Source organism: Bacillus cereus group sp. BfR-BA-01522 (assembly GCF_022662635.1).
GTDB lineage: Bacteria > Bacillota > Bacilli > Bacillales > Bacillaceae_G > Bacillus_A > Bacillus_A cytotoxicus.
Map to the genome: position 1 here is coordinate 284,559 of NZ_JAKUDY010000001.1, position 12,177 is coordinate 296,735.

The following is a 12,177-nucleotide window of genomic DNA, read 5'->3' on the forward strand; positions in this document are numbered from 1 at the left end:
AAGTGAATACGACGGCATTTATACTGTTTTTAATAATTGTGCTTGGTACGCTAGTGATCACGTATTTTGCCTCGAAAAAAACGAAAAATGCGAGCGAGTTTTATACAGCTGGCGGAGGATTAACGGGTTGGCAAAATGGACTGGCTATTGCTGGTGATTATATGTCAGCTGCCTCGTTTCTTGGAATTGCAGGAGCGATTGCGTTAACGGGATTTGATGGCTTTTTTTACAGCATTGGTTTTCTAGTTGCTTATTTAGTCGTGTTATATTTAGTAGCTGAGCCCTTGCGGAATTTAGGGAAATATACACTAGCGGATATGATTGCAGCACGTTTTAATGCGAAAAAAGTGCGAGGCATTGCGGCGTTAAATACAATGACCATCTCCATTTTTTATATGATTGCTCAATTGGTAGGAGCGGGTGCACTTATTAAATTATTGTTAGGGATTGAATATACAACGTCAGTTTTAATCGTTGGTACATTAATGACGGTATATGTTATTTTTGGGGGCATGACGGCAACGAGCTGGGTACAAATTGTAAAAGCGGTATTACTTATGGCAGGTACATTTATTATTTCAGTCATTGTATTTTCCAAATTTCATTTTAGTATAACGGACATGTTCACCCAGATGAAAACAGCAACACCGCTGAAAGAAGCATTCTTACATCCAGGAGTGAAATATAAAGATGGACTGGATACACTTTCTTTAAATTTAGGACTTGTTCTTGGAACAGCAGGCTTACCTCATATTCTTGTGCGCTTTTTTACGGTTCGCGATGCAAAAACAGCACGTCAATCTGTTGTATGCGCAACATGGTTAATCGGTGCATTTTATATTATGACGATTTTTCTCGGCTTTGGTGCAGCTGCATTTGTTGGAAATGCAGCGATTGTGAAGGCGAACCCAGCAGGGAATATGGCAGCGCCGCTATTAGCCAAAGCGCTGGGAGGAGATTTCTTATTTGCCTTTGTTTCTGCTATTGCATTTGCAACGATTTTAGCCGTTGTAGCGGGACTTGTTTTAACAGCTGCTTCAGCTTTTGCTCACGATTTTTATAATGAAATTATTCGCAAGGGGAAAGCGACCGAGAAAGAACAAGTATCGATGGCGCGCTATGCATCACTTGGCGTAGCTATATTGTCGATTATTTTGGCGCTATTTGCTCAAACGCTCAATGTTGCGTTCTTAGTTTCCTTAGCATTTGCAGTTGCTGCAAGTGCGAATTTACCCGTTATTTTATATACAATTTATTGGAAGCGTTTTAATACGACGGGGGCTATTTGTGGAATGCTTGTTGGATTAATTTCAGCCATTGTTTTAGTAGCATTTAGTCCAAATGTGTGGAGCCCAGAAGCCGGGAAAGCAATTTTTATTGGCGAGGCGTTATTCCCTTATACAACACCAGGAATTATTTCCATTCCACTCGGATTTTTGGCGGCTTACTTAGGAACAATTTTTTCCAGCAGGAAAGAGGATAAAGCGAAATTTGATGAAATTCTTGTTAAATCTAATACAGGATATGGCGTGAGTGATGTTTCTAGTCATTAAACGAAAGAGCTTTCCGATTTGGGAGAGCTCTTTTTTCATTTTAAACGCTGGAATGGGTAGGATTTGTATCGTTCATGTGGAATGAAGATAAGCAGGAAGTTTTAACTCATCATGGCACCAGCACAGCTTGAGAAAGAATAAGTTGTTATGAAAGGTGGAATGTATGGTGAAAATGAAGCAAACAGATGCACTACTTGTAAAGGATGAAAAATATGTTTGGCACGGCATGCGACCATTTAGCCCGAAAGGAATAATGGTTGGAGCGAAAGCAGAAGGGTGCTGGGTAGAAGATATAGACGGGAAAAGATATTTAGATGGAATGAGTGGTCTTTGGTGTGTAAATAGCGGATATGGGCGAAAAGAGCTTGCTGAGGCGGCGTATGAGCAATTGCAAAGGTTATCCTATTTTCCAATGTCACAATCGCATGAGCCTGCAATAAAACTTGCCGAAAAATTAAATGAATGGTTAGGAGGAGAATATGTTATTTTCTTCTCTAATAGTGGTTCGGAAGCAAACGAAACAGCATTTAAAATAGCAAGGCAATATTATGCCCAAAAAGGGGAAGCATCCCGCTATAAATTTATATCGCGTTATCGCGGTTACCACGGAAATACGATGGCAACGATGGCAGCGACCGGACAGGCGCAGCGTAAATATCAATATGAGCCATTTGCTTCAGGCTTTTTACATGTAACACCACCAGATTGTTATCGAATGCCGGAAATAAAATCGCAAGACATTTATGATGTAGAGTGTGTAAAAGAAATCGATCGCGTTATGACATGGGAATTAGGCGGAACGATCGCTGGGTTTATTATGGAGCCAATCATTACAGGTGGTGGCATTTTAATGCCGCCGCAATCCTATATGAAGGCTGTGCATGAAATTTGTCAAAAACATGGAGCTTTACTGATTAGTGATGAAGTTATTTGTGGTTTTGGTCGGACTGGAAAAGCATTTGGCTTTATGAATTATGGTGTGAAACCTGATATTGTGACAATGGCAAAAGGGATAACAAGTGCATATTTACCATTGTCGGCGACAGCGGTAAAAAAAGAAATATATGAAGCATTTAAAGGGACAGGGGAATATGAGTTTTTCCGTCATATTAATACATTTGGTGGAAACCCCGCAGCTTGTGCACTTGCACTTAAAAACTTAGAAATTATGGAAAATGAAAATTTAATTGAGCGTTCTGCACAAATGGGAGCTCTCTTGTTAGAACAGTTAAAAGAAGAACTTGAAGAGCACCCTTTCGTCGGAGATATTCGAGGAAAAGGATTGCTTGTTGGGATTGAGTTAGTTCGTAATAAACAGACGAAAGAACCGATTGAGGATGAGAAAATAGCAAGCGTAGTGAATGGTTGTAAAGAAAAGGGATTAATCATTGGACGAAATGGGATGACAACAGCGGGCTACAACAATGTGTTAACGTTGGCACCACCGCTTATTATTTCAAGTGAGGAAATTGCTTTTGTAGTAGGGACGCTGAAAACAGCGATGGATTGTATAAAATAGGAAACAGCAAGCCATATTGTTTGGCTTGCTGTTTTATGATGAAGATTATGCACTTTGCTTTAACTGCTTATCTTTCACACCGAAAGAGTACTTCAGCATTGGCGGTGTAATCATTGTTGTCAAAATAACGACGATTACAATGGCTGTAAAGTAGTCTTTTGCTAATAATCCAGACGTTAATCCTTGCCCGGCGATAATAAGAGCAACTTCTCCACGTGAAATCATACCAGATCCAATGATTGTAGAGGACTGTAAATCAAATCCTGTTATACGTGCCCCAAATCCACAGCCGATTAGCTTTGTTAAAACAGCAATTACCGTTAAGGCTAAGATAAACCACACCTTATCTCCAATACCTGCAAATGTAATGTTCATGCCAATACTTACAAAGAAAATAGGAACGAACATTGCATAGGCAATTGGTTCTACTTTCTTTTCGACTTCATGTTTATAATCTGTTTGAGAAATCGCGATACCTGCTGCAAATGCACCGATAATACCTGCAATTCCTAATATTTCACCGAAATACGCAAATGCAAAACAAATAATAAGAGCTGCGCTAATAATGGATTCTGAGACGCGCAGTGGTGATAACCAGCGCATAATCATTGGAACGCCTTTCCAACCAATTAAAATAATAGAGGCAAAGAAGACAACTTTCTTCAAGACAACCATTGTTAAGTTTACATCATCAGCACCTAAGAAGCTCATTGCAAATGCTAATAAAATGACAACTAAAATGTCATCAAATACAGCCGCGCCAAGCATCGTTGTACTTTCACGTGTTTTCATCTTCCCTAAATCTCTAAGTGTTTGGACAGAGATACTTACGCTTGTCGCACATAGCAGGAGGCCTAAAAAGACTGCGTGTGCTTGATCCATACCGATTACAAGACCAGCTACATAGCCGCCTACAAATGGAAGAACAATCCCGCCGACAGCAACTGCAAAAGAAGAATTGCGATTTTCATTCAGTTCTTTTAAATCCGTTTCCAGTCCAGCCATAAACATAAGAAGGATAACGCCGACTTCACTTAATTGTGTAAGTAAATCTGAGTTGTTTACCCATCCTAATACTGCAGGACCGATTATAATACCGACAAGTAATTTTCCAAGCACAGACGGTTGCCCAAGTCTAACACTAATATCCCCTGCGATTTTTGTACTTAATAAAATTAAGGCAATTTGAAAGAAAAATTCCATCTCATCTCTCCTTTTCGTTTTTTGTTTTATATAACGATTTCTCGGAATTTGCTTAATGTAAGATTGTATGTACACATTAAACAAGGGTTCTTAATACAGGTTCTTTTGAACTTGTAATTTGAACCTGTAACAAATATATAATACATTTTCAAAAAAATCAATGTTAATTTTAAAGATTTTCATAGTTTTCATGATTTAGTGATAGTATCTTTTTACGAAAAAATTCATGTTCTTATATGTATGGAACGTCTTTTCATAGCAGATAATAACCCTTAAATGGAATGGTTTTATAAAAAGGATACTATGCTTATGTAGATATTCTTTAATCGGTAGAAAGGGAGGATATTGAATTTGAGCATGTCAGAAAATACATTATCAATTTTTGCGTTAGGCGGAGTGAATGAGATAGGGAAAAATATGTATGCCCTTCAATATAAAAATGAGATTGTAGTAGTAGATTGTGGTTCTAAATTTCCAGATGAAAGCTTATTAGGCATTGACCTCATTATTCCAGATATTACATATTTACAAGAAAATAAAGAAAAGATTCGAGGACTCTTTGTTACACATGGACATGAAGATCATATTGGGGGAATACCGTATATATTAAAACAATTAAACATCCCCATTTATGCAAGCAAATTGACGCTCGGCTTAATCGAACTGAAATTAAAAGAACATCACTTACAAAATCAAACAAAACTGATTATGATTGATTCTGAATCTGAAATTGAGTTGGAGACAATGCGTCTTACTTTTTTTAAAACAAATCATAGTATTCCTGATTGTCTCGGGATTGCATTTCATACAGATGAAGGAATAGTCGTACATACAGGGGACTTTAAATTTGATTTAACACCTGTAAATGAGCAATATCCGGATATTCATAAAATGGCGAATATTGGGGAGAAAGGAGTACTAGCGTTACTCTCTGAAAGTACAAATGCGGAGCGAGCCGGATTTAGCCCCTCAGAGCGCTTGGTAGGTGAACGAATAGAAGAAGCGTTTCAGAAAGCGCCAAGAAAAGTGATCCTCTCCACTTTTGCTTCGAATGTGAATCGTGTGCAACAAGTAGTGAAAGCTTGTTTAAAAACAAAAAGGAAATTGGCGTTACTAGGAAGAAGTATGGTAAATGTAGTATCTGTCGCAATGGAGCAAAGATATTTAACGATTCCTGAAGGAATGTTAATTGAAGCGGATGAGATCAATAGGTTAGATCCAGAGAAAGTAGCAATTCTCTGTACAGGCAGCCAAGGGGAACCGATGGCAGCACTTGCTCGTTTAGCTAGTGGAAGTTATCGTCAAGTGGAAATTTTGCCGGAGGATACGGTCATTATTGCGGCAACGCCTATACCTGGAAATGAACGTAACGTGTCACGTATTATCGATAATTTATTTGTATTAGGTGCCAATGTGATTTACGGTACGGGAAGTTCGACAGGGATGCATGTGTCCGGGCATGCATATCAGGAAGAATTAAAACTAATGTTAACTTTAATGAAACCGAAATATTTCATTCCAATTCATGGTGAATTTAGAATGTTACACCATCATAGTTTGTTAGCGGAGTCTGTTGGGGTTCAAAAAGAGAACATTTTTATCATTAAAAATGGGGATGTAGTGGATATAAGGAAACAAGTCGCCTATCAATCAAGAAGGATACCTGCTGGGAACATATATGTAGATGGACTGGGAATTGGTGATGTAGGAAATGCTCTTTTGCGTGATCGCAAACAACTTTCGGAAGATGGTATGCTTATTATTGTAATTACTTTGAGCAAAACAGACGGAGATATGATTTCAGAACCAGACATTATTTCACGTGGTTTCATATATGTTCGTGATTCAGAAGAATTTCTGAAGGAGATTAATCACTCCGTTGTAGAAACGATTCAGCGCCTGCAGCAATCTTATACGGGCCAATGGTCGATTTTGAAAAAGGAAATAAGAGAAAAGTTAGGTCAATTCATATATACGAGTACAAAACGAAAACCAATGATTCTGCCGATTATTATTGAAGTGTGAGGAAAATAATATCAACAATATGATGAGTAATGGATTCCAAGAAAAGCTTGTGAATCCATTGTCCTTTTGACATGAAATAAGGAATTTAAGTTTATCCTGCTATTTTCGGGCAGTAAGACTCCCACCTCAAGATTCAGAAAGAAGCAAGGAAGATAGGTGGGAGTAGGGCTGCCCGTAACAGCGCGATTCGTGAGGGCTCATAATCAACAGGGATGAAGAAAACCCCGCTGATTAAAGTTTCACTTTATTTTACAAGCTCGGGTTTATAATGAAAAATTGATTATTAGGTAAAATAAATATGAAATGGGATAAATTAAATGAAATGCAACAAATCGAAATTGATAAAGAGGTTTTTTTATCTTTTGATGCCCAAAAACGTTTTAATATTAACGGCAGTGATTATCCACCGCAGTTATTTAAAGAATTACTTATAGCTCTTACAAATTCGTTCCACAATTCAAAGCAAAATGATATACATCCAGTTATAAAAATTGACGATATAAAATCAAGCTGCTCTTTGTTTGAGACGTATGATGAATTATTAGAACCTGATAATCGTTTATTTGTAGACACTCATATTTCAGACAAAAAGCGAAAGGAAATTTGGGTACGATATATTGTTTTAAAAGAAGAAATCATTGCTTTTTTAGATACCTCTGTCCTTGGTAATTTGAGTAAAGGATCGGATGGCGTATTAATTTGTCAATCGGGTATATATTTTAGAGAAACTTTTGTACACTTGTATTTTCTATGGCATGTCTTTAGAAATATCCCTATTACATTGAATTTAAACGAGTTAGAAATTGGAAAAGGAAACATATTTCATCTTCAACATGCTAGAATGTCTAGCCAAGAGATTCTATTATTCATCAAAAATTTAAAACAGCATGTTAATACGTTATATGAGGAAAACAGGTGTTTAACCACTTAATATAATTTAATATTTTATTTAATCTAATATAAAAAAACATAATCCTTTCTATATATATCTACAAAAAGAATAGCTTCTTTTTCCTTTATATAGATACAAATTTCATTTAACTTGAAATACATAAGGCTAATCTCTATAGGTATTTGAATTTAAAAGCAAAAAGGAATAAAATAAATTATATATCATACGTACTCTATTTCTTAGAAAGAAGGGATGATCATGAAAATAAAAATAGCTAAATCAATTGAAAGTTTACAAGCGAAAACATTTGAAATGATGACAAATTCTGTTTCTCTTAAATCTATTTTACGTGGAGCTGGTGTAACTTTTGTAATTATTTTTGGATCAGCCTGGGCTAAACAATCTACTTTCTTTTCATTGAATTCTTTGATGATAATATTCGGCTTCTTTTTAATTTTTATGCCATATATCTTTAATGATGCTGGGAAGACTGGAATATGATTTGATTTCCAATACTTAGCCATCGATTTTAAAAATTTTATGATACCCCAAAACCAAAAAATCCTTCACATAATATATGAGAGAAAAGGATAGATAAAGGCATTTTAGCCTTATCTATCCTTTTCTGTACTACAAATGATTACGTTTATTACTACTTCAAAACTTCTATTACTATTTTTATACACCATAACGAATTTAATTAGGTTGTGGTGTACTTTAAAGGCGGTAAACTATCATATCTTAATAGTTCAGAATGTCTTCTAATAAAAGGAATAATCCACATTAATCCAGTTTCTATTAGCGCAACAGACATAAAAAGAATGATAGTTAATTCAGGTTGTGCTGAAGGTGTGTTTGTAGTTGTAGACTTTAAAGCAGAAAAGATATTTCTTGAAGCTACAATTATATTATTAACCATGTGAGCTATTATAGAAAGGAATAAACTTTTAGTTTTCAAGTACATTAAACAAGAAATAATCCCAAATATTGTGGTTCCAAATACATTGTTTAAATGTAAAACACCGAAGCAGATGGAAGAGAATATAACTGTTTTTTTATTCCGAATTTATATGTAAAACGACTAAGAATAAAGCCTCTAAACAAAATTTCTTCACAAATAGGAGCGATGAAAGAAAGAATTATAGCTTTCATTCAAACAAACCACATACTTTGGGCTTTAACTATTTCGTTTGTATCCTCTAGCGAAGTGCTCTTGGGTATTAATGAGAATATCATTCCGATTAGCGATCACATATCTAACCCGAAAATCATAGTCATAATTGCTAATGCAAAAATTTTTCTGAAAGAAAAGGAAGATAGTTTTGACAAGTAAGTTCTAAACGAGATATTATATCTTTTAAACTTAAAACCAATCCAAAACATAGGAATAGCATAAATTGAAATAATAAGAGCAATATTCAACTTTACATCTTTGGGAATTTCTGTGAATAATAAAGGCAAAATAAATATCATTATTACAAAAGAGATAATAGCCCACATTAAAATGAAACTGGTTTTCATATGTTCGAAAATTTTATTTTTCCTTCAATATGTATTTTTAGATTACAATATTGTATATGAGGAATATTTACAATCGGTAAGGCAAACAAAAAATTCTATTTTTATTGTTATAAGCCGTGGTTTATTGATCATTATCCCACTTTTATGAATTATACCAAAAGCTATTTGAGGTAAATGGAATATGGCTTGTCATGCCTGTTGCTGAATTATTAACAGCTATCATCATACTTTGTATGAATCGTATCTCTCATCCAGTAAGGATACGAAATATAAAAAAGAGAACGTGCAGTGTAATAAAAAACCCCTTCACGTTAAGGGGTTTTTTCGTTTTTGAGGCTAATGGCAAAAGAACCATCGATTTCTTGAACAGAAGCAAATGCGATGCCTTTTATTGTATCAAATCCTTTTGCTTTTAATTCTTTTTTTAGCCAATCTACATTTTTATGGATTAGTTTTAAATTGTCATATTGAATTTGTTCATCAACAATAACTGCTACTGGTAAGCCAGCGTATGGAACATCTATATGTATATCTTTTGGAGTAAGCGGGATGAGTTCTCTTTTTGGTAAAATACTAATAGAGCCATTTGCCTCTAAAATCGCATATTCAATATCACTGACATTGGGATATCCAGCTACTCTTAAGTTAGAGAGTAGTTCTGCAATCGGATATCTGCTTTCTTTTAAGTTTTTAAATAAAATATTTCCATGTTTGATGAGAAGTGTTGGATGTCCAAGAATAAAAGGATTCAGTTTGTTTAACAAGCTAAGCTTTGTAATGAGAAGATGGAGAAATGTAACAATGATAATGCCCATAATGGCCTGAAATAGGTTGTCTATTTTAATCGCTCCGAAAGCTAAATAAGATAAAAAGATGATAGCGCCAAAATCATGCGGTGTGAGCTGTGCTAATGCTGACTTTCCTAATAGTTTAATCACTATAATAAATAATATATATAAGAAAGTTACTGTACTTAAAAAAACAAACAACGTTGATCCCCCTTAAGACAAATTTGCATGATAAATGGTAGACACTTTCTTTACTATGCCCTGCATAGATGATAAATATTACATTTTGAGAGTTGATTTATTTTGTTGGGATTTTATATATGAAAATATTAATAGTGGCACTATAATGAAAAGTAGAAAAATAGGAGATTAATCGTAAATGTTAACAAAGAAAAAAAGTATAAAATATAGCCTGATTACAATGTTCATTATCATTGGTTATATAAGCTTCTTGCAGTACGAAATATATAGGCATGGACATATGGAAGTGAAAAATGATGCAGATTATATGATTGTGCTTGGAACGAGTGTGAAAGGAAGTAAACCATCATATGCGTTACAATATCGAATTGATGCCGCGGCGAACTATTTAAAACAGAATGAGCGAACAATCGCAATTCTATCGGGAGGACAAGGGAAGAAGGAACATATTTCAGAAGCATTAGCAATGAAACGTGGACTTATGAAACAGGGCATTTCAGAGGAAAGAATGATACTGGAAGATCGCTCGACAAATACAGATGAAAATATTACGTTCTCTAAAGAGCTGATTCCACCGGATCGAAAAAAGGGTCTTCTTGTTACAAATGATTTTCATATGTTTCGTGCTAAGAAAATTGCTGAGAAACAGGGCTTACATTTAGAAGGGCTTTCTGCTAGAACCCCGAAACCAATTGTCATCAAATCGAATATTCGCGAATATTTTGCAATCACAAAATATTGGATGTTGAATCGAATATAATACCTTATTATGATGTCACTTTACTTGGAAGGAAAAAATAGTTTTTGCTACAATTTAAGTGTTAATTTTTCATTAGGAAGAGGGGCGATTTTGATGAATGAAATGATACAGAAAATGAAGAGTCATACGTCAGTACGAAAATATAAAAAGGAATCGGTTCCTAAAAATATAATAGAACGAATGGTACAGGCAGCTCAGCATGCAGCATCATCTCATTTTGTTCAAGCGTATTCCGTTCTCTATGTAACAGATGAAACATTAAAAGTAAAGCTAGCAGAGCAATCTGGAAATCGACATGTGCAACATTGCGGAGCATTCGTTGTTTGTTGTGCCGATTTAAAACGTTTAGAAATTGCTTGTGAGAAACATGGAGCAGAGATCAAGCACGATAGCGTAGAAGATTTTATCGTTGCTACAGTAGATGTATCATTATTTGCTCAAAACTTAGCGCCTGCTGCAGAATCATTGGGATATGGTATTTGTTATATTGGGGGTATTCGAAATAACCCAGAAGAAGTGAGTGAGTTGCTTCATTTACCAGATAAAGTATATCCAGTCTTTGGGATGACAATTGGAGTGCCAGATCAAGAACATGAGGTAAAACCGCGCTTGCCAGTCGAAGCCATTTTACATGAAAATACATACGATGTAGCGAAATATGAATCATTATTAGAAAAATATGACGAAACGATGAGTGCATATTATAGTGCTCGATCTAGCAATCAAAAAAATGTAACATGGACAGAATCGATGAGCACATTCATGTCAAACGAAAAACGAATGCATATGAAGGAATTTTTAAATAAAAGGGGTTTAAATAAAAGGTAGTGTGATAAGAGCTTACCTCAAAAGTATAGATTTTGAGATAGGCTCTTTTTATAAGTGCTAGTCCTATTTCTATTTTGGGTAGCGGAGAAATAAGAAAAAAGGGCGCTCAGCTGAGTGCCCTTTTAATATCCAAATCCGCCGCCCCAGCAGCTGCATCCGATAATAATTAAAAGGATAAACAGCACAACGAGTAAAGCAAATCCGCCACTAAAACCAAAGCCACTAGCTTCATAACCCATGATTTTTTCCTCCTTTCCCAATGTGCATTTGTATAACAAGGGGGGTACTTCATACGTTATGTTTGTTGACCAAAAAGGAGCAGGTCCATTTAAAAAAATGAATGGGATAAAGCAAAACTTTTTGAATCGATGGGGATTTTTTATTCTGACTGATTCAAAACTCAACTTCCAGCTGGATGTTTTATTTTTGCGCAGAATAATGAAAAAGTTCTATCTCATGCAAATGTATTAGCCACGAATAGAATGATACAATATAAGGCTGAATGAAATGAAAAAACAACTATTTCTTCCCATACGTTTAGAGAATTTAATGAAGAGCAGTGAGTACAATAAAGGGTGTTTCTATAACTATGAATTTTAATTTATAAATTTTTAAATAAATTCTTGTTTTTTTATTTTTTTATATGAGCGGATGTATTATACTTTAAAAGTAATAATATGGAAAAGGAGTTTTTATTATAGATATGGAGATGAGACAATTACAAGAGAAAATAGAAAATCAGAAGCAAGAGCTAAGTGTACTTGTGGCTCAATATGGATTAGCGCACAATAAAGTGTTGTTGTTTAGTAGAGAGTTGGATGCATTAATTAATAGATTTATGAATGAACAGAAAGAATCGTATGAAATATAGTTCTAAATAAAGAAAG

The 12,177-nt window shown here is 35.0% G+C and carries 11 protein-coding genes and 3 pseudogenes; 10 read left to right on the plus strand and 4 right to left on the minus strand.

Annotation, left to right across the window (positions count from 1 at the left end):
• The first annotated feature begins 2 nt into the window (after nt 1-2).
• Nucleotides 3-1,553, plus strand: a complete 1,551-nt coding sequence (locus MR059_RS01505; protein WP_242161419.1) for a solute symporter family protein — start codon at nt 3-5, stop codon at nt 1,551-1,553.
• A 163-nt stretch (nt 1,554-1,716) separates the two neighbouring features.
• Entirely contained in the window at nt 1,717-3,072 is a 1,356-nt protein-coding gene (locus MR059_RS01510; RefSeq protein ID WP_012093823.1) for an aspartate aminotransferase family protein, read from the plus strand.
• 45 nt (nt 3,073-3,117) lie between these two features.
• Here MR059_RS01510 and MR059_RS01515 read toward each other — a convergent pair whose 3' ends face one another.
• Nucleotides 3,118-4,275, minus strand: coding sequence for a cation:proton antiporter (locus MR059_RS01515; RefSeq protein WP_012093824.1), 1,158 nt, complete (start codon nt 4,273-4,275; stop codon nt 3,118-3,120).
• A gap of 357 nt (nt 4,276-4,632) precedes the next feature.
• Between MR059_RS01515 and MR059_RS01520 the strand changes: the two genes are divergently transcribed.
• The 3 genes and pseudogenes from MR059_RS01520 to MR059_RS01530 all read left to right on the plus strand — a co-directional run bounded on the left by MR059_RS01520 (nt 4,633) and on the right by MR059_RS01530 (nt 7,693).
• Nucleotides 4,633-6,300, plus strand: a complete 1,668-nt coding sequence (locus MR059_RS01520; protein ID WP_396021787.1) for a ribonuclease J — start codon at nt 4,633-4,635, stop codon at nt 6,298-6,300.
• Between the two features lie 233 nt (nt 6,301-6,533).
• Nucleotides 6,534-7,231 (plus strand): annotated as a pseudogene (locus tag MR059_RS01525) (hypothetical protein); the annotation flags it as partial.
• A gap of 219 nt (nt 7,232-7,450) precedes the next feature.
• A complete protein-coding gene (locus MR059_RS01530; RefSeq protein WP_087094733.1) occupies nt 7,451-7,693 on the plus strand; it encodes a hypothetical protein in 243 nt (80 codons plus the stop codon).
• 199 nt (nt 7,694-7,892) lie between these two features.
• On the opposite strand, the pseudogene MR059_RS01535 reads toward MR059_RS01530, so the two are convergent.
• Nucleotides 7,893-8,344, minus strand: a pseudogene (locus MR059_RS01535) (lysostaphin resistance A-like protein).
• Nucleotides 8,345-8,726: 382 nt separating this feature from the next.
• On the opposite strand from MR059_RS01535, the pseudogene MR059_RS01545 reads away from it, so the two are divergent.
• A pseudogene (locus tag MR059_RS01545) lies at nt 8,727-8,970 on the plus strand (MATE family efflux transporter); the annotation flags it as partial.
• Nucleotides 8,971-9,024: 54 nt separating this feature from the next.
• Here MR059_RS01545 and MR059_RS01550 read toward each other — a convergent pair.
• Nucleotides 9,025-9,702 carry a DUF421 domain-containing protein gene (locus tag MR059_RS01550; protein WP_242161423.1) on the minus strand — a complete coding sequence of 226 codons (678 nt, stop codon included), beginning with the start codon at nt 9,700-9,702 and terminating at the stop codon, nt 9,025-9,027.
• A gap of 178 nt (nt 9,703-9,880) precedes the next feature.
• Between MR059_RS01550 and MR059_RS01555 the strand changes: the two genes are divergently transcribed.
• Together MR059_RS01555 and nfsA are read left to right on the plus strand one after the other, a co-directional pair.
• Entirely contained in the window at nt 9,881-10,462 is a 582-nt protein-coding gene (locus tag MR059_RS01555; protein WP_012093827.1) for a YdcF family protein, read from the plus strand.
• A gap of 93 nt (nt 10,463-10,555) precedes the next feature.
• Entirely contained in the window at nt 10,556-11,290 is a 735-nt protein-coding gene (nfsA, locus tag MR059_RS01560; protein ID WP_012093828.1) for an oxygen-insensitive NADPH nitroreductase, read from the plus strand.
• A 122-nt stretch (nt 11,291-11,412) separates the two neighbouring features.
• Here nfsA and MR059_RS01565 read toward each other — a convergent pair whose 3' ends face one another.
• Nucleotides 11,413-11,529: a YjcZ family sporulation protein gene (locus MR059_RS01565; protein WP_081428358.1), complete on the minus strand. Its 117-nt coding sequence runs from the start codon at nt 11,527-11,529 to the stop codon at nt 11,413-11,415.
• A 58-nt stretch (nt 11,530-11,587) separates the two neighbouring features.
• Between MR059_RS01565 and MR059_RS01570 the strand changes: the two genes are divergently transcribed.
• Both MR059_RS01570 and MR059_RS01575 read left to right on the plus strand, forming a co-directional pair.
• Nucleotides 11,588-11,761 carry a hypothetical protein gene (locus MR059_RS01570; RefSeq protein ID WP_242161425.1) on the plus strand — a complete coding sequence of 58 codons (174 nt, stop codon included), beginning with the start codon at nt 11,588-11,590 and terminating at the stop codon, nt 11,759-11,761.
• 232 nt (nt 11,762-11,993) lie between these two features.
• Entirely contained in the window at nt 11,994-12,161 is a 168-nt protein-coding gene (locus MR059_RS01575; RefSeq protein WP_012093830.1) for an aspartyl-phosphate phosphatase Spo0E family protein, read from the plus strand.
• Nucleotides 12,162-12,177: the final 16 nt, after the last annotated feature.